We start from the raw sequence: 18,931 nt of genomic DNA on the forward strand, positions 1-18,931 counted from the left end.
ATTTTTTAATCCGAGACATGGATAACTTGCTATGTTCTAACAATTACCCTATTTTGAGGTAGCTTCAAGACCATTTGGGAATTACAATGATAACAAGACAATCTTTTCATCATTTATAGAAAACTCGCAATGTAATTCCCTTTTGTCTTAAGCCGTAACAGGTTGTCCGAGTAGTCTCATAGTGTAAAAGGAGGAAGTTACCTTGACTCAAATTCATATTAATGGCGTAAGGTACGATGTAAAAGAAGGAGCTACAATCCTTGATACCATTAATCAACATGACATCCCACATCCACAAATTTGTCATGTACCTACCGTTGATCCAATCGAGACTTGTGATACATGTATCGTTGAGGTGAACGGCCAATTAGTTCGGTCATGCTCGACGAAGGCAGTCGATGGCATGAATATATTATTAACTTCTGACAAAGCAAAGGCGGCACAAACGGAAGCGATGGATCGTCTTCTTGAAAATCATTTATTGTACTGTACAGTTTGTGATAATAATAACGGGAATTGTACGTTACACAACACAGCTGAGTTAATGGAAATCGAGCATCAAAAATATCCATACAAACCAAAAGTGGAGCCACATGAAGTGGATATGTCACACCCATTTTACCAATATGATCCAAACCAATGTATCGCATGTGGACAATGTGTAGAGGTTTGTCAAAGTTTACAGGTGAATGAAACGCTATCTTTGGATTGGGAGGCAGAAAGACCTCGCGTAATTTGGGATACTGGCGTTGCGATTAATGATTCTTCCTGTGTCAGCTGCGGTCAATGTGTAACCGTTTGCCCATGTAATGCGTTAATGGAAAAATCCATGCTTGGAGAGGCTGGATTTATGACTGGTCTTAAACAGGATATGTTAGATCCAATGATCAGTTTGATAAAGGAAGTAGAGCCCGGCTATAGTGGTATCTTTGCTGTTTCTGAGGTGGAAGCGGCGATGCGTAGTAAACGGACGAAAAAGACAAAAACAGTTTGTACTTTCTGTGGTGTAGGCTGCTCGTTCCAAGTGTGGACAAAGGATCGTAAAATTTTAAAAGTACAACCTTCCGATGGTCCTGTCAATGCGATTTCTACTTGTGTTAAAGGGAAATTCGGTTGGGACTTCATCAACTCTGAAGAACGTATAACAAAGCCATTAATTCGTAAAGAAGATGCCTTTGTGGAATCCTCTTGGGATGAAGCACTTGATTTAATTGCCACTAAACTGGGAGGCATTCAACAACAATATGGCCCTGGTTCTGTTGGCTTTATTTCATCATCTAAAATTACAAACGAAGAAAATTACTTAATTCAAAAAATGGCACGTCAATTGTTTAAGACAAATGATGTTGATAATTGCTCCCGCTATTGCCAATCACCGGCTACGGACGGTTTATTACGCACTGTAGGTATGGGTGGAGATGCAGGAACTATCAAAGATATTGCCAAGGCAGGTCTTGTCATTATTATTGGGGCAAATCCGGCTGAGGGTCATCCCGTTTTGGCCACTCGTGTCAAACGTGCCCATAAATTACACGGTCAGAAACTGATTGTTGCCGATATACGTAAACATGAAATGGCTGAGCGTTCAGACATATTTATGCGTCCGAAGCAAGGTACTGACCAAGTATGGTTAATGGCTGTAACCAAATATATGATGGATCAAGGATGGCATGATGAAGCCTTCATTCAGGAAAATGTCCTACACTTGGATGATTTTAAACAAGTACTTGAAAAATATACACTTGATTATGCACAAGAAATGACTGGTATTTCTAAAGAAACCATCATTCAGGTGGCAGAAATGATACGTGACGCAGACGGCACTTGCGTTCTTTGGGGTATGGGCGTCACGCAAAATACAGGTGGTTCTTATACATCAGCTGCCATTTCTAATTTACTTTTAGCAACTGGTAACTACCGTCGTCCAGGTGCAGGTGCCTACCCTCTTCGCGGTCATAATAATGTTCAAGGCGCATGTGATATGGGTACACTACCCAATCTATTGCCAGGCTATCAAAAAGTAACAGATGATGAGGCTCGTGCTAAATTTGAACAAGCATATGGTGTCAACATTCCACCACAGCCAGGTCGTAATAATATGCAAATGTTAGATGCGATTATGGAAGGTAAAATGAAAGCGATGTATTTAGTAGGAGAAGATATGGCGCTTGTCGACTGCAATGCTAACCATGTGGATGAGGTGCTATCCCAATTAGACTTCTTTGTGGTCCAAGATTGTTTCCTATCACGCACGGCGCAATATGCGGATGTAATTTTACCAGCTGCTCCTTCACTTGAAAAAGAAGGTACATTCACTAATACAGAACGTCGCGTTCAACGTCTGTATCAGGTTTTACCGACACTTGGTGAGTCGAAGCCAGATTGGGAAATTCTACAAGCAGTTGCTCGTCGTCTTGGTGCTGACTGGCATTACAATCACCCAAGCGACATTTTCGACGAAATGGCTAGCCTTTCTCCCCTTTTCTCACAAGCCAACTATAATGTATTAGAGGGCTGGGGTAGCTTCTGCTGGGGTAGTCATGATGGGAAAGATACTCCTTTACTATATGAGGATGGATTTAACTTCCCTGATAAAAAGGCACGCTTTGCATTAAATGACTGGGTGGAACCAGTTGAATTTGAGGCACAGTATGATTGTCATATAAATAACGGGCGTATGCTTGAACACTTCCATGAAGGCAACTTAACGAATAAATCAAAGGGTATTCAATCAAAAGTTCCTGAGATTTTTGTAGAAGTATCACCAGAATTAGCGAGAGAACGAGGCATTGAGGATGGTGCTCTACTCCGTTTAGTATCGCCATATGGTGCATTAAAGCTAAATGCTCTTGTCACAGATCGCGTACAAGGTAACGAGCTATTCTTACCAATGAACTCTGTTAGCAAGGATTCCGCTATTAATTTCTTAACGGGTCCAGCCGCAGATGTGAATACGTCAACACCTGCCTATAAACAAACGAAAGTTCGAGTAGAAGTGCTAAAAGCAAAAGGAAAATCACCACTTCCTCGAACAAACCCACGCTATAAAAAGCGCCATCCTCAAAATGGCGTCGAGGTACAACGAAAATGGAATCGTCCTGGCTACGTTCACTTAACAACTACTAACGAAAGAGAGTGAGAGCATGGCTGTCCCGATTACAAGCATAAAAAAGCAACAATTTACGGAAGAACAACTAAAAGAACAAAAATTAGATAATCTAAAACAACTACTTTCTGATCATGAAGAAGCAGTTCAGCAAGTATTTACCATTATGGCAGAACTAAAAGATATTGGAGCATTAGAAGCCGCTACTAAGTTACTTGAGGCGAAAGAGGATGTTGCTCATATAGCACTTGGGCAATTAACACGAAAGCCTGTGACGAATATCATTAATAATTTGATGGGTGTTGCAGGAGCCTTGACAGAGCTAAATCCTGACACAACAACAAAACTTATTGAAGGCTTAAATGCTGGGGTAGACGAAGCTAACAAAGCTCTAGAAACTGATGAAAAAGTGAGTGCTTTTAAGCTAGTTAAAATGTTAAATGATCCAGATGTTAATCGTGCACTCAATTTCGGTGTCCATTTCTTAAAAGGACTTGGCAAAGGCTTAAAAGATTAGGTGGTGTCTACATGTTAACGAAAGAAATTATACTCAACACCTTGAAACAGGTAGAAGATCCAGAGCTTCATCAAAGTATTATAGACTTAAATATGGTGCGCAATATTCAAATCAATGGTACAGAAGTATCGCTTGATATCATTTTGACTATTTCTGGCTGCCCTTTAAAAGCAAAAATTCAGCAGGATGTGGAGGAGGCATTAAAAGCGATTGGTGTCTCCCCTGTTATCATTAGCTTTGGGGCAATGACTGAACAGGAGCGCCGCACCTTAACCGCCTCTCTACAAGCGAAAAATGTGACAGATAAAGGGATGCCAAAAATGCTATTGCCCCATTCTGGTGTTCGATTTATTGCAGTAACTAGTGGTAAAGGTGGAGTTGGTAAGTCTACCGTAACGATCAACCTAGCTGTTGCTCTTGCTCGTCTTGGGAAACGTGTCGGTATTTTAGATGCAGATATTTACGGCTTCAGTATACCAACGATGATGAATGTTGACCAAAAACCGACCATGCTTGACCAAACTGCTATCCCTGTGATGGTTCACGGCGTCAAAATCATGTCGATGGGCTTTTTTACAAATGACAACCAGCCTGTCATGTGGCGTGGGCCTATGCTCAACAAATGGATTCGAAATTTCCTGGTCAACACACATTGGGGAGAATTAGATTATCTCCTCATCGATTTGCCACCAGGTACAGGCGATGTGGCAATTGATATGGCGGCGATGATTCCTCAAGCACAGGAAGTAATTGTCACAACACCTCATCTTGCTGCATCTCATGTTGCTTCGCGAGCAGGTTTAATGGCTCAACATACCAAACACACCATACTTGGTGTCGTCGAAAATATGGCCTATTTTGAAGGGGCAGATGGTCAAAAAAACTATCTTTTTGGACAAGGTGGAGCTGAACAATTAGCCGAATTATTGCAAACTAATGTTTTAGCACATATTCCTTTTGCTCAACCTGAAGAAAATACGGGCTCCTCCGTATACGATGCAGATACAATTATTGGCGAAGTGTTTACTCACCTAGCAGAAGATATACTCTATCAATAAAAAAGAATCCCTTGATTTGTGTATAAGCAAATCAAGGGATTCTTTTTTATTCCCTGTTATTTTTTTTCGAGCATTCACCGAATTTAACGGATCACTAATAGCCAGCCTTTTTTAATACTTGCATGAAATAAAAACGATACGTATTTTGGACAAATGTATCTAATGGAAGCCCCACATTCACCTGATATTTTGTAAAAATAAAATAAAATCGTTTATCCCAGTTTAAACGTAATAACTGCCCCGCCTCTTCACCATGCTTCCATGTAAATTCCTCAATTAAAGGTTCAATCATCGCAAAACAATAGTCTTTTAAACGAGCGAGAGCTTCGATATCTTTATCCCTTTGAAAGCGTGTAATCCAATCTATTATTTGCTCATTCATTAGCTTACTCCATCCTTATTTTACAGAGTTTCTTCCTATTAAATTATACCTTTTTTATTAGAAGCGAATAATGCTTTCCTGAGCTTAATGATTTTTTGCCATAAGTTATTTCAGCACACTGTCATTTATATTTCATCAATTGGTCGATTCCAACGTAGGTGATATTGAACAATCCTATCCCTTGAATGTTTGTCTAGGACTAAAAGCTGATCCCCTGTATGGATGATATAACCCTTCTCCACTGTTCGTACTTTAGGCTGCTGTTGATAGGAATTAATGGCACCAATCTTCTCTTCCCATAGCAATTGATGCTTTTTCATATCGTACAGCACGAGCATATGATCTGCACTCTCTCGCTGGGTCTCTCGATATGAAAGGAGGGCAGTGCTGTTGGCTAAATCTACATCTATTACTTTTGGCTCCAAATTTTGATAGTTTAGTATAGCTGGCTCTGACAACACCTGGTGACTAAAATCTTGAATCTCCTCATAATCTTCTAAAGGCTGATGATGTGTAGCAAAATAACCTGGCAGATCCGACTCAATAAAGAAACGAGCAGCTATATAATTTTTGGCATTATCATCTTTGTTTAAAATCTTACCATCATAATGATAAAAATGACCATCGACACCTTCTAAATAAAGTTCGTTTTGTAAAGCTATCAGCTGTTGCGCACCATTGCTCAAAATATCTATTAATGGCTGGTGCTGCTGGCGAAATTCCTTTTCAGAAAGTATTTCTTTTCCCGTTTTTATATCTAAAAGTGACAATTGCCCATATTCACCATCTCGATGGTGAACAAGTAAGCCACCCATAAAGTTTCCAATAAGCGTTTCTTTATAGGAAGCCGATTTTGTCCATTGTTTTTCACCTGTCTCCATATTCACAGCTACAATGAGATAGTGTGAAATCAAGTGTGTAATGCCATTGGATGTTCCATTATTTTCAGAGCCCTGCACCATTTGGACAGCTATTTTTTGTGATTCGTCTGTATAAATGGAGGAGTCCGATTTGATTGGAAAGCTTCGTCCTGCTAAACCGAAAACTATCATTAGTCCATTACTTACTACTAAATAAATGACGAGCAAGCTGATAGAAATAATAAGACGCTTTCGTTTAATAGCAATAAATAGTAGCAGTAACAATCCCAGTCCAAAGACAACCCCTAAAAAAATATCGTGAACAAGCCAGCCATTTAAGCGCCAAGAATACATGTACCGTTGAAGAAATTGTTCCACTTTAGTACCTCCTCTACCAAACAACCATTAGCTAAAATCTGAATAAAGCACATAGCGGTCACATTCCAGGCATTGAAATAAATACCCCTGATGATGCCCATTGTTCATTAAGGTAGCAGAAAGCTCTTCTAGCGAAAAGCCCGTATAATTGTCAAACTGATCGTCTATGCCTAGCTCCACTATATCACTCCAACCAACATAGCCAATAAATGCACAATAATCTGAACAATGGGCTACCCAATTATTCCCTTGCCAGCTCACATAACCTGGCGTTCGATACAGCACTTCCTCTGCTAATGTAGGATTTGAAATATGTTCATCATGAATTAAATCTTGCTGGTATGAACCATCATATTTTCGGGCGGCTTCTCCACTATGGATACAAGAAGGACAAAGATAATCAACATCCTCTATCGCGTAAATACCACCTGTATAATAGACATCCACTTCCTGTTGACAACAATCGCACACAACGATGTCATCTGTTTCAAAAATTTTCGATTCTAATGGCTTTGGTAAATATTTAAACGTAGGGATGAACGTTTGGATAGACCGTTGATCTCGTATCTTTTGTGGCATCAACGGAACCACCGAATTTGGTTGATTTATGTAGGTTTGTAGCGTTCCTAATTTTTTTCGATCTTTTTTATCATCACTATTCATAATAGCTGTAAATAGTCGATACGCCTCTGGATACATCCTTAGTAAACAATAGACCTCGACTAGTATTCTCAATGCTTCTTGCGTTTGTGGCCCATTCTTTAATTGCTCTTTAAAAATATGCAACTGGTTAACCGTTATTGGTTGAGAAGGATTAAAATTATTTCTAAGCTCTTGCCATTCTTCAGCAATTGTCATCAAAATCTGCCTCCTTCGTTTCCCTAATTTTAATGTTTAAAAGAATACTCTTTCATAACTTGGCAAATTTCAACTTGATAATGAGTGTACCATTTTTCTTTTCCTAATTGCTGGGCCGTTAAATGCTTGGCATTGGCTTTCCATGCTTGAATAGCCTCTAGTGATTCCCAATAGGATACGGTAATGCCCTTCCCTTCCTCCTCCCTTACACTTTCAACACGTAGGAAGCCAGGCTGTTGCTTGGCTAAATCATCTATTATTTCTGCCATCTTACCATAGCCCTCCCCATCATGTTCGGTTCTTTGTGAAGTAAAGATCACTGCATAATATGTTTCCATTTATTTCTCCCCCTCTATAACTCTTATTGTAAACGATAATGACTTTGACTAAAATCAAAATATAGTAAACGAAAGGATTGTGACACATGGGAATTAATCCAAATATGGCTGAAGTCGCAGCACTCCTCGCTGAAACTTCAAGAGCTACCATACTCGCTAGTATGATGGACGGTCGTTTCCATACGGCTAGTGAACTAGCCTATATGGCCTCTATTAAACCTCAAACGGCTAGCTTTCATCTAGCTAAATTAGTAGAAGGAAAACTAATAAAGGTGGAAAAACAGGGTAGACACCGCTATTTTCAATTAGCTGACGAGGAAATTGCTCAATTTCTTGAATCCTTCCTAGCCATTTCACCTCCCCCTGAAATACGATCTTTAAAACAATCTAGCCAAATAAAATTATTGCAGGAGGCTCGAACTTGCTATGACCATCTGGCTGGTAAATTAGGTGTTCATTTGACAGAATCGATGATGCGAGCGGGCTATTTAAAATTAGAAGAAAAGCAGTTTGTTTTAACAGAAGAAGGCGCATTATTTTTCACATCATTTGGTATCGACTTACCTGCATTAAAAAAGAAAAGAAGATCCTTCTCACACGCCTGTTTAGATTGGAGTGAACGGCGCTATCATTTGGCTGGTGCTCTTGGTAGTGAGCTATTCAATCATTTATTCCAGCTTGGCTGGCTTACTCGTGTCCCTTCTATTCGTGCCATTCAGGTGACGGAGAAAGGTAAAATTGGATTGAAAGACGTATTTCAAATAGAGATGTAAACAAGTATGGGACTTGAGGAAAAACGTTATGACCTCAAGTCTTTTTTCGACTAAACGTACGATTGACTAGGTAAATACCAGCTAGTATGAATAATCCCCCTCCCATGAAAGATGGTTGTAATGGTTCATCTAATAACAGCCAACCTGTTAACACACCAAAAAAAGGCGCTAAAAACAAATAGGCACTTGTTTTCCCAGGGTCACTATTTTGCAGTAAATAATACCAGCCTGCAAATTGGATGATGGAGGAAAAGAGGCTAAGCCATAATAAAATCAGCAATGATGATTGATTGACAATAAAAAACGGTTGCTCTAATAATGTACTCGCTAGCAAAAGAAGCAAGCCCCCAAACAGCATTTGATAGGCTGATAAAACCCAAGTATCAAATAACGCACCCCATTCTTTCGCTAATAATGTGGCAATCGCCCAAAAAACAGCCGATAAAAATCCAAATAGAAGTCCTATTTTCCATTCAACCTGAGCACCCATCGTGATGATCACACCGATTAAACCAAGAAAAACTCCTATCCATTGATGAAAACCGTAACGTGCTTTAGTAAAAATGGTGGCAAATATGACAACAAGTAGTGGGTTTGTAAATGTTAAAATAGAGGACTCACTTGCTGTAATGGTACGGAGGCTTAGAAATATACACCCCATCACTCCCGCCGTTTGAAATCCGCCAATGATTAATAACTTCCCCCACTCTTTTCTTGTAGTTGGATGCGGTCTTTTCAAGAGGATAACGGTGATAGCCATAATGATTCCTGCCAGTATAAATCGCAGGGCAGCCAATAATAAAGGGGGTGAATAAGGGTACCCTAATTTTACAACGGCGAAAGATGAACCCATTAAAAAGGTTGTTACTACTAATAAAGCTATAAATTGATAATTTTTCATACAACATACTCCTTAGCTGTTTTTTAATCACTCTATAAGGATTATATACAGGCAATGATTCAACATTTATCGAAGTATGGATTACATCTAGTATTGAAACATAAAAAAATCTTACCTCCATCATGCATAGAGGTAAGACGCTTTCACGATTAATGATCCATAAATTTTTTCAGGTTTTCAGCAATTTCTCGTGATTTTGTATGGTGTAAGTAATGATCTCCATCCATTATAATGACTTTGCCATGCACTGAATTTTTGACTTGCTCTTCATGGAGTGGTATCCAGTTTTTCTCAATTCCATCATTGTTGTTCGCCTGAACAAATAACAAAAGAGGTAGATCTTTAGGGAATGTAAGGTTTTCTGCTTCTTTAAATTTTTGATATATCCCCTTCAGTTCATTGGAAGTACTCGTATTATAAAAGTTTTTAAGGGTAATCATCCTAATTTGCTCTTTTGTTTCATCGTCATAGGGTAATCCAGCATATGGATCAGTTCCCGATAATTTTAGAGCTACTCGAGCAATGCCTGATTTTTTTAGAAACTGTAATGACTTAATTGGGAACTCCGTATCCATACCCCCCTGAGTAGGGACACTGCTATCAATTCCGATAAATGCAGTTACCTCATCCGGATATTTATTGACATAATCGAGTCCATAGATCCCTGCTATCGAATGTCCCATTAACATATACTTGTCAATTTTTAATGTCTGTAGCGCTTCATGGATCTCACTAACTATGTTCTCTGTGCTGCGCTCTTTCTCAGTATCATCGCTTAGTCCATAGCCAAAAGGCTCTACAGAAACCACCTTATAATGTGGAGCTAGTTCCTCAATTAGTGGCTTAAAATCAAGCGTTGGCGCCGCTGTTCCGAAGCCTGGTAGTAAGACAATGGTTTCTGTCCCCTTACCTTGAATAGTAATATTCATATTTTCTCCATCAACAGCAATGAGTTGACCATAGGGCTGTATTTTACCTTGTTCAATTTTGTTGCAAATAATGTTAACTGTAAAAACAATAGCGAGTAGTAGCACTCCAATTGCACCTATAATCGCTATCGATTTCAATAAGATTCTAGTAAATTTTTTCATATTTGACGCACGAGGGGGTTCACCTTTACTCGTGCCTCCCTCCTTTACACTGTTGATAACGGCTATAAGGTAGCTGTTATCAACAGTGTAAAGGACGAAAATGTCTTCCCCATGACGGTAATATGAACGCAATATGAACAATAAAAAAATGTTACGATATCCTATGTAAATAACTACATAGGTATCATAACATTTATCTTTTAATTGGCTGTGATTGGCAATGTAACAATAAATGTCGTTCCTTGTCCAAGCTCACTCTCCACCCGAACGTCCCCTTTATGCAAGGAAACAATTTGTTTCACAATAGCAAGTCCCATCCCACTTCCCTCATATTTTCTACTGTGGGAACGATCCGCCTTAAAAAATCGCTCGAATACTCGCTTCTGATCCTCTTGAGAAATGCCAATGCCCGTATCTGTTATGCGAACTAACACATGATGAGCCTCTTGTGACATGCTAATCTTTATCGTGTCGCCATTCTTTGAAAATTTAATACTATTCGTAAGAAGATTTGTCCAAACCTGATTCAATTGGTCGTAATCTGCCATGACATACATCGACTGCAACTGGAGGTTAAAATGGATGTTTTTAGTCATCCATTGTGGCTGGATCGCGACGATTACACGTCTAATTTGTTCGTCCAGGCTCAACGACACAAGTTGCATCGGCGGTGCCTTGGATTCAAGTAAACTTAGTTTTAGTAGGCTATCACTCATTTTAGACATTCGTTGAGCTTCAGCCATAATAATATCAAGATAACGGTTTTTTTCCTCATCCGTTAAGTCTACTTGCTTTAGTGCCAGAGCATAGCCAGATATCGAGGTAAGTGGTGACTGTACCTCATGGGACACGTTCGAGACGAACTCTTTCCTCATTTGCTCTAATTGCTGCAAATCGTAAGCCATTTCTTCAAAGCTTCTGGCCAAAACACCTAATTCTCCTGATTGCTTAATGTTGAGCTCGACATTGAAATCTCCACCTGCTATATGTCTTGTGGCTTTTGTTAATTTTTTAATTGGTCTCACTAAAAACATAGCTGCTATTAGAAATACTACACTACCTATGACTAGCGCATATGTTGAAAAATTTAAAATTAATGTGAGCGCAAAAGAGGCAGAGGAGACAGCTTTTGGTTCGATAAACATCGCTTTGGTTCCTTTGTCAGTTGTTAAAGGCATACCGACAAGTCCTGAGGAAACGCTCGGATTCACTTGCACAACTTTACCATCCAACACATCTCGAACCTGCTTCTTAGTCACGTCAACCAATTTATCGCTTTGAGCGTCTCCATAAGCTTTACTCTCCCCTGTTTCATCATAAATAAAGACATCATACGATTTCAGTTGATGCATTTGGCTAAGCAAATTGTCTGCTTCCCGAAACGGCATGGTGTCAAAAATTAAGACAATGTCCTGTCCAAAATTCAGCAAGGGGATTTGTAATTGTTCATTCAATTTATCTTTAAATAGCCATGTGGCTACGAAGAAGGAAACGACTGTACCACCAATGACCGCAACAAGAAATGTCAACACAACGCGTGTATATAAAGATTTGATCATTCATCAACCTCTAGCCTGTAGCCAAGACCTCGTATCGTCTCAATATGAAAATCAGCTATCATCGCGAAGCGTTCACGCAAGCGCTTTATATGTACATCAATTGTTCGATTATCGCCAGCATAATCTATTCCCCAAATTTGATCAATCAGCTGTTCACGTGTATAAACCTGTCCAGGTGTTTCGGCTAGCTTGTATAATAATTCGAACTCTTTAAGTGGCAACGTAATCGAATCCGTTCCCGTCAAAATTTTATAGGTCTGACGGTCAAGTGTAATAGCACCAAGCTTAATGGTCTGAGAGTAGCCAATCCTGTAGCGCTTTAATAAAGCCTTTACACGTACCGTCAATTCTAAAGGATCGAATGGCTTGGTCAAATAATCATCTGTACCGAGCTCAAAGCCTTTGACTTTTTCCCACGTTTCCCCTCTTGCCGTCAGCATGAGTAATGGGATTTCAGCATTCGCTCTCCGTAGCTCCTTACATAAAGTCCAACCATCCATCGTTGGCATCATAATATCAAGCACTACGAGATCAACAGGTGTTGAGTGATAGATGGATAATGCTTCCTTACCATCTTCGGCTTCCACTGTTGTGAACCCTTCCTTGCGCAGAAACAGGCATACAAGTTCGCGAATATTCGCATCGTCGTCAGCAACAAGTATAGTCGTCATACATCCGTTCCCTCTTTTCCAATGTAAAATTCAACCCTATTATACTATAAATGAACTTCACTTCTCGCCTACACGATTCACCTTTCTTAGAGAAACCCTTCCGTTAAGAAAAAGAATCCTTTCCCTTATTTATTCTATTTTACAGAAAATGAAACTTTTGGGTTTTAGGTTCGTATTAATTAGAAAATACTGATTTTTCTGGAGGTCATATGTTTAAAATTAGAGGCTTTTCCCTTATCTTTATATGCTTATTAGCAGCCTGCTCTCAGGAGAATGTAGTTCCTAAAAAGCAACTACAAGAAGAAAAAATTGATGAAAATATCGTGGTAACAGCAGATGGTAAACTTACCTTTAAAATTATGAATAACATCGATGCTCCCAAGGAAACTGTGGATACGATAAAAGGTGAAATCCAAAAGGCTTATGATGATATTATGCAATCCATCCATACATCATATGTTCCATCTGAGCAAATAACAGTATTTCTAAATGGGGAAGATACTGAATCATGGGGTTTAGCATCGAGAATAGAATTAGCTATCAGTCAAGAAGGTTATTATCCACTTGTTCATGAAATGACACATTCCTTACTTGGTTATGGGGGCAATTTTGATACTGATCATGGTTATTTTACACAAGAGGGTTATGCGGTCTATATGGACGAACAATTTAGTAAAAGTGAATATGATATTGAAAAGTATATGAAGTATTTTATGGATTCAGATAAATTAATTCCCATTAGCAAATTGATTGATCCAAATCAAGACGATGCCTATTTCCGCCCAGATCTTACAAATCTAATCGAATTGAATACCCTTAGATGGATGAGCTATACTCACGCAGCTTCATTTGTTGAATATTTAATTGATACCTATGGACTCGAAAAATTTGAAAAGATATACGATAAGAAGGACTTGGCAAATAAAATAGAAGAAGTATACGGAAAAGGTGTTCATGAAATTGAAATGGATTGGTTAGCCTTTATTAACAATCAACCAGGGTTTACCTATGAAGAAAAGTTTAAATTGCCTGATTTCTATGATACTAATACAATTATTCTCCAGCTTGATCCTACATATTTTGAAAAGTAGTAAAGAGACCTACGTTCAGCACAGAAAATCTAAGTTCGGACCATACCGGACTTAGATCTTTCCTTTTTGCCTATAAGTGGCATTCCATACCCTCAACTTCAATTAGGCAATTAGCTTCGCAAACCATGCCACATAATGAGCTCCAGGGATGAATAATAACTGTGCCACAATCGTTCCTAAAAATCTTGAAAACATCATCATGACCGAGGCTCTTTTTAAATCTGAATAGCTTCCCCTTTTATTAATTACATCATCGGCCAGAATGGAGATTTTTGGATCAATGAATAAAATTAACAGAATGGTTGCTATGCCATTAATTAAACCAGATGCCATAACGGCAGTTGTTTTTAATTCCGGTACTAATAAAGTTGCATACAGAGCAGATAAAACGCCGATAGTATAGATTGCCGTAATGACTATATTCGTAATAAATAATTGTAGCGGGATATCTCGTAATCCAATATCTTTTAAATAGGTAAAGCGGGGCTTATGAATATGCTTCAAGCCACGTCTTACATATTCATACGTAAAACCCTTTTTCATTAATGCTGGGATGGAGCCCCTTTCCTCAGCCAAATGGACGATAGCTCTTGAAAAAATGGCTACGAAAGTTGGGATGAGTAAGATACCTATGAGTGTACCAAGAGATGCCGCTCCAATAATTATTCGAAACTGCTGTTCTACATGTGTCAAGGCATCGTCCACAGGTGCAGTATCGACCAAACTACCCGTAAATGGCTGCTGCATCATATTAGCAAGCCGTGAAACCATGACCATTACATTAAAAAGAGCTAAAGCAGATGCTAGTAACCTGACACGCGCTCCAGATAAACGTACCGCATAGGCAAGCGTTTCAATGGCATGAATGATTAAAATAAACAAGGCAATCATTATCAATTTATTTGTTATTAACTCCACACTGTGTACCTACTCTTTGCTTTCTAACGATTTTACATACTGACGCAAAACAATCAAAATAGTTCCGATAGAAAAATCTTACCCTAAAAATGCAAGGGGAAGAATTTTTATCTATGTTAATTTTTGTCGTCGCTGATTTATTAGTATTTTTAATAGTTCTTCCTGGGTTATATTATTTGTCAGCAACGTTGAACCATTTACGCCAAGATATGCATTTGATTTCAACTAGGCCGTATGGAATCAATAGCATCTTTATTTATAATACTTCTTCATAACTCCTTTATCCGCCACTATTCAGTTGGTAAGTGTACGACTAAAAAGCCGCCATTATTGGCGACTCTTTCTATAATTGAAATTTATTCACTATATATTAATTTCAGATCAAATGAATAGCGAGCAGTTGGGTCATTTTGCGTAGAGTCGTGACCAATTACATTAAAGTAAACTTTCTCACCTGGACGCAAAATAATGTCAACTTTGTCTGTTCCTCCTGCCCCATTATCTGTAGCCAGCATTAACATATCTTGTTCCCCATTAGCCTTATAAGTAAGGAAAAAGAAGTCATAATTGAGTCCTGATGGCGATTCCAATATAGGACGAAGAACAAGACTTTTACCAGTGTCATTAAAGTAATAAGTCCATTCTGAATCAAAGGAGTTCTCAATAGTGGACCCATATCCGTAACCTGGCGGGATTAATACTGCAGTACTTTGAGTATCTCCCCATTCAATCTCAGCAAAAGCAGATTGCGAAACAGTCATAAGACCAGTAGAAACAAAAAGGATAAAAAATACCTTTTTCAACTTCATATGTATTCCACCTCTCTATATTTTATATCGGCCGACTAATATAATAATACCATTATTGTAAAATATTAGTATACAATACAATAGCTTTATATTAATTGTTATTTTATGGAAATATAATAGTTATAATGTCGATTTTTAATACGATTGATAATAAAAAAGCCGCCTATTGGCGACTTATTTTGTTAAGAGGTAACTTTTCGGAATATATTTCGGTTCAACTACTATTTATAGATGTTTAACTACAAGATTTATTACAGGTTAACTCAAGCTCTTCTAGACCAAATAACTACGGGAATGAGCAGTAACGACAATAGCCCCCCTGCCAAGGATAATGCCGCATAACTAGCATTCGCTACGACCATTCCTGAAAGAGCACCACCAGATGCCCCTGCCAATGCCACAAAAACATCCATTTTCCCTTGTGTTTTGGCGCGTGTAGACGGCTCGGTCGCATCCACGATTTGTGCGGTACCACTAATTAAACCGAAGTTCCAGCCTAACCCTAGTAAAGAAAGTGCTACTATTAATAAAATCATCGAATCGCTTGGAGCGAATGCCGCTAATAAACCCGCTAGTAGCAACGTAACACCGGCGGCAATACTCATGGCTGTTCGTCCAACTTTATCAACAAGAATACCTGTTACAAGCGATGGCAGATACATAGCACCTACATGAAATCCAATAACAATGCCTACTTCAGATAAACCATGTCCATGATGTTTCATATGTACGGGTGTCATCGTCATAATCGCTACCATGACAATTTGTGTTAAAACCATTACGGTTGCCCCTACCGCTAAGCCACGCTTATTCCCTATTGGATGTGTGGACTGTACTTGATGTTGTTGAGCTAATTTTTGCTTATGCGCCTCTATTCCTTTAGCAATTTCTAAGGGATCAGGACGAAGCATCACAAATAGAACAAGTCCTGCTACTATAAAAGCAGCAGCAGATAATAGAAAAGGACCAGCAAGCGCGGGAATACCAATCGATAGCGCCACTTTTCCCATCAATTCTACTAAATTGGGACCTAAAACTGCGCCGAATGTTGTCATAAGCATAGTCGTACTAATTGCTGTCGCACGTTGTTTGTCATTCGCTAAGTCTGTACCTGCGTATCGTGCCTGTAAATTGGTTGCAGTTCCAGCTCCATAGATTAATAGAGAGATAAACAGCATAATAACACTATTAAATATCGCAGCCATGACGACTCCAATGGCTCCTAGCCCTCCAACAATAAAGCCAGTAGATAATCCTGTTCGACGGCCATGACGTTGTGATAATTTACCAACAATGAAAGCTGCCCCAGCTGACCCTAACGTAAATAATGCAGATGGTACTCCTGCATAAGCATCAGTTCCAAGCATTTGTTGGGATAATAAAGCGCCTACTGTAATACCAGCCGCTAGCCCTGCTCCCCCAAATATTTGAGAAAGGCTCACTACTAGTAGTACACGCCTATATAAGCTTTTTAATTTTTCTGGTGACTCTATATATGATTCTATCGTAACTTCCACTTTTCCAGACATTCTTTACCTCCTCTTTCTAATTTGCACAAAATTTTATTTGCCCCTATCTTTCGCTCCAACTAGCTATCCGTTATTCTCCAGTCATCCTCTGCCAATCTAAAACCCCCTCTTCTAGCCGGAAAGCCTTGATCCCTTTTGCCTTCAACATTTTTACAGCTTCGGCTGACATTAAACAATAAGGTCCTCGGCAGTAAGCTACAATGTCAACATGAGTGGGTAATGTAGCTAATTGATCCTCTAACTCTTCAATAGGCATAGAAACGGCACCTGGAATATGTGCTTGTTCAAACTCTTCTTTTGGTCGAACATCGAGTAATAGCACTTCTCCCTTATCCATCCGTGTTACGAGATCCGAAAGCGTTAATCCCTCTATGCCAAGATGCTCATTAAAAAATTCTTCTTTTATTTGTTGAACCTGAATCAATTGCTTTTCAGATAGTGCATGTAAGGTCGTTAAAAATTTAGCAATCACTTCATCTGCTAATTCGTAAATGACAAAATTACCTTCCTTTGAAAACTTTACTAATCTAGCATTAAAAAGTGTCTTTAAATGCTGAGACACATTAGCAACGGACATATCTGTGCTTTTGGCTAATGCATCAACAGACTTTGCACCTTGAGAGAGAATATCAAGTATTTCTAATCGTTTAGGACTTGATAAACTTTTACCAATTCTAGCGAACTCTTGATATAACAAATCCTTTAAATGTCGCTCATGCAATTTTGAGTACCACCCTTCAACTATTCAATTAATTTATTGAATAGCTGAATCTTAATGCTTTATTTTACCATTGTCAATTACTTAATGTTACGAAGAAAACCATTGTTTAAGCACAAAAAAAGAACACGTTTTAAAAACATGTTCTATCGATAGAACTAGAGGGCATGCATAACGACTTTTTTCTTCTTAGAATACAATAAAAAGGTTGTCGTTAAGCTTAAACTGATAATGCCGAACACAAGTCCCATTCCACTTAAGCCAATTAAATCTAGCATCATACCTGTAGACAATAGCACGACCTGAAAGACGACCGAATCGATCATATTTCGGAAAGAGAAAAAACGCCCATGGAATTGTTTTGGAACCTGTTTCTGAAAAATAACCATAGTCGTTGGGAAGAAACAGCCTACTGTAAAGCCAAATACCCCAAAAGCTACTAAAGCAAAAAGTTTGATATCTGCTAGTAACAGTAGGAGCTCCATAGACCCAATAATAAATGCCAATGTAAAGAGGAGTGTGCCCATTTGCACTCGATCAGCAATTATTTTTAAGCCTGCAGCACCTAGCATAAAGCCGATGCCTTCCACTGTATACAACAATCCTGAGATCGTTGTAGATTGATGCATTTCCGAAATTTTCATAATGACTAAATTAAAAGAGCCTAAAAATAACGTTGGAATTAACATAAGAACCAATGTCATTAGCACCATTGGGTGCTCTTTCACCATCGGTAATACCTCTTTAAAGTTCCCTTTTTCTTTATTTGTTACTGTTGCATTCGTCGCTTCATCTAATTGCAATAAACTAGTAATAACAAACATGGCGATATAAACGATAAATGAAATGATATATAACCACTTTAATTCAAAAAAGCTTAGCATAAATCCTGCTACGGCTGTGCCGATGATTCTAGAAATAGTTCTAGCGTTCATTTGCCAGGCATTCAGCGTAATTAAGTCTTGCTCCTTTGCAATCATTGGAATAATCGATTGCAGTGCAGGCATATAAAAGGCGGCTGCTATTTGCAATGTAATTAAAAATAAAATCATCCATACGACCGAATTTGTATAAAGAGCGATAAACATAAATAAAACACTCACTATTCGCCCAATACTCGCCATTTGTACAACCGTTTTTTTCTTCGATTGATCAATAATGCGACCAGCCATAGGCCCTACGACCAAGCCCGCTAAAATACCACAAGAAATAATTAATGATTTGTGAAAGTCTGAAGGTACTACCTCTTGCATAAAGGCGAGATTTCCAATAATACCAGCCCACAAGCCTAGACCTACGACAAATTCACCTAATAAAATAATCCATACATTTCGATTTCGCCACATGCTGTTCTCCTCGTTGTTCTTCCAATGT

General features: G+C 38.7%; 18 protein-coding genes. 5 read left to right on the forward strand and 13 right to left on the reverse strand.

Features of this window, described 5'->3' with window-relative positions:
- Positions 1 to 202: 202 nt before the first annotated feature.
- From fdhF to MKY88_RS14150, 3 genes are read left to right on the forward strand one after another with little or no spacing between them, the layout of a single operon-like run.
- Positions 203 to 3,139: a formate dehydrogenase subunit alpha gene (fdhF, locus tag MKY88_RS14140; RefSeq protein ID WP_340813979.1), complete on the forward strand. Its 2,937-nt coding sequence runs from the start codon at positions 203 to 205 to the stop codon at positions 3,137 to 3,139.
- Between the two features lie 4 nt (positions 3,140 to 3,143).
- On the forward strand, positions 3,144 to 3,623 hold the full coding sequence (locus MKY88_RS14145; RefSeq protein WP_328200515.1) for a DUF1641 domain-containing protein: 480 nt from the start codon (positions 3,144 to 3,146) through the stop codon (positions 3,621 to 3,623).
- An 11-nt stretch (positions 3,624 to 3,634) separates the two neighbouring features.
- Positions 3,635 to 4,681: an Mrp/NBP35 family ATP-binding protein gene (locus tag MKY88_RS14150; protein WP_328200514.1), complete on the forward strand. Its 1,047-nt coding sequence runs from the start codon at positions 3,635 to 3,637 to the stop codon at positions 4,679 to 4,681.
- Positions 4,682 to 4,775: 94 nt separating this feature from the next.
- Here MKY88_RS14150 and MKY88_RS14155 read toward each other — a convergent pair whose 3' ends face one another.
- The 4 genes from MKY88_RS14155 to MKY88_RS14170 all read right to left on the reverse strand — a co-directional run bounded on the left by MKY88_RS14155 (position 4,776) and on the right by MKY88_RS14170 (position 7,497).
- Positions 4,776 to 5,063 (reverse strand): hypothetical protein, encoded by a 288-nt coding sequence (locus MKY88_RS14155; RefSeq protein ID WP_069481765.1) that lies wholly within the window; start codon positions 5,061 to 5,063, stop codon positions 4,776 to 4,778.
- A 125-nt stretch (positions 5,064 to 5,188) separates the two neighbouring features.
- Complete coding sequence (locus MKY88_RS14160; protein WP_340813980.1) at positions 5,189 to 6,301, reverse strand: PA2928 family protein; 1,113 nt, start codon at positions 6,299 to 6,301, stop codon at positions 5,189 to 5,191.
- Positions 6,302 to 6,328: 27 nt separating this feature from the next.
- Positions 6,329 to 7,159, reverse strand: coding sequence for a CbrC family protein (locus MKY88_RS14165; RefSeq protein WP_340813982.1), 831 nt, complete (start codon positions 7,157 to 7,159; stop codon positions 6,329 to 6,331).
- A gap of 29 nt (positions 7,160 to 7,188) precedes the next feature.
- Positions 7,189 to 7,497: an antibiotic biosynthesis monooxygenase family protein gene (locus tag MKY88_RS14170; RefSeq protein ID WP_328200510.1), complete on the reverse strand. Its 309-nt coding sequence runs from the start codon at positions 7,495 to 7,497 to the stop codon at positions 7,189 to 7,191.
- 86 nt (positions 7,498 to 7,583) lie between these two features.
- Here MKY88_RS14170 and MKY88_RS14175 point away from each other — a divergent pair, with 86 nt between their 5' ends.
- Complete coding sequence (locus MKY88_RS14175) at positions 7,584 to 8,270, forward strand: ArsR/SmtB family transcription factor (RefSeq protein ID WP_193832339.1); 687 nt, start codon at positions 7,584 to 7,586, stop codon at positions 8,268 to 8,270.
- A gap of 34 nt (positions 8,271 to 8,304) precedes the next feature.
- Here MKY88_RS14175 and MKY88_RS14180 read toward each other — a convergent pair whose 3' ends face one another.
- The 4 genes from MKY88_RS14180 to MKY88_RS14195 all read right to left on the reverse strand — a co-directional run bounded on the left by MKY88_RS14180 (position 8,305) and on the right by MKY88_RS14195 (position 12,492).
- Positions 8,305 to 9,171, reverse strand: a complete 867-nt coding sequence (locus MKY88_RS14180) for a DMT family transporter (RefSeq protein ID WP_328200509.1) — start codon at positions 9,169 to 9,171, stop codon at positions 8,305 to 8,307.
- A gap of 149 nt (positions 9,172 to 9,320) precedes the next feature.
- Positions 9,321 to 10,262, reverse strand: a complete 942-nt coding sequence (locus MKY88_RS14185; RefSeq protein WP_328200508.1) for an alpha/beta fold hydrolase — start codon at positions 10,260 to 10,262, stop codon at positions 9,321 to 9,323.
- Positions 10,263 to 10,462: 200 nt separating this feature from the next.
- Positions 10,463 to 11,821, reverse strand: a complete 1,359-nt coding sequence (locus MKY88_RS14190) for a HAMP domain-containing sensor histidine kinase (protein WP_340813983.1) — start codon at positions 11,819 to 11,821, stop codon at positions 10,463 to 10,465.
- Positions 11,818 to 12,492 (reverse strand): response regulator transcription factor, encoded by a 675-nt coding sequence (locus MKY88_RS14195; RefSeq protein ID WP_069481773.1) that lies wholly within the window; start codon positions 12,490 to 12,492, stop codon positions 11,818 to 11,820. The genes MKY88_RS14190 and MKY88_RS14195 overlap by 4 nt, the downstream gene beginning before the upstream one ends.
- 209 nt (positions 12,493 to 12,701) lie before the next feature.
- On the opposite strand from MKY88_RS14195, the gene MKY88_RS14200 reads away from it, so the two are divergent.
- Complete coding sequence (locus MKY88_RS14200; protein WP_340813985.1) at positions 12,702 to 13,583, forward strand: hypothetical protein; 882 nt, start codon at positions 12,702 to 12,704, stop codon at positions 13,581 to 13,583.
- Between the two features lie 102 nt (positions 13,584 to 13,685).
- Here the strand turns inward: MKY88_RS14200 and MKY88_RS14205 are convergent, their stop codons facing one another.
- The 5 genes from MKY88_RS14205 to MKY88_RS14225 form a co-directional block, all read right to left on the reverse strand.
- The gene (locus MKY88_RS14205) at positions 13,686 to 14,474 is read right to left on the reverse strand and encodes a lipid II flippase Amj family protein (protein WP_340814835.1); all 789 of its coding nucleotides are present in this window, start codon (positions 14,472 to 14,474) and stop codon (positions 13,686 to 13,688) included.
- Positions 14,475 to 14,857: 383 nt separating this feature from the next.
- On the reverse strand, positions 14,858 to 15,310 hold the full coding sequence (locus MKY88_RS14210) for a hypothetical protein (RefSeq protein WP_340813987.1): 453 nt from the start codon (positions 15,308 to 15,310) through the stop codon (positions 14,858 to 14,860).
- A 263-nt stretch (positions 15,311 to 15,573) separates the two neighbouring features.
- A complete protein-coding gene (locus MKY88_RS14215; protein WP_340813989.1) occupies positions 15,574 to 16,839 on the reverse strand; it encodes an MFS transporter in 1,266 nt (421 codons plus the stop codon).
- A gap of 70 nt (positions 16,840 to 16,909) precedes the next feature.
- Complete coding sequence (locus tag MKY88_RS14220) at positions 16,910 to 17,560, reverse strand: ArsR/SmtB family transcription factor (protein ID WP_340813991.1); 651 nt, start codon at positions 17,558 to 17,560, stop codon at positions 16,910 to 16,912.
- Positions 17,561 to 17,715: 155 nt separating this feature from the next.
- Positions 17,716 to 18,903 carry an MFS transporter gene (locus MKY88_RS14225; protein ID WP_328200504.1) on the reverse strand — a complete coding sequence of 396 codons (1,188 nt, stop codon included), beginning with the start codon at positions 18,901 to 18,903 and terminating at the stop codon, positions 17,716 to 17,718.
- Positions 18,904 to 18,931: the final 28 nt, after the last annotated feature.

It is taken from the genome of Lysinibacillus sp. FSL R7-0073, from assembly GCF_038009065.1.
GTDB lineage: Bacteria > Bacillota > Bacilli > Bacillales_A > Planococcaceae > Lysinibacillus > Lysinibacillus fusiformis.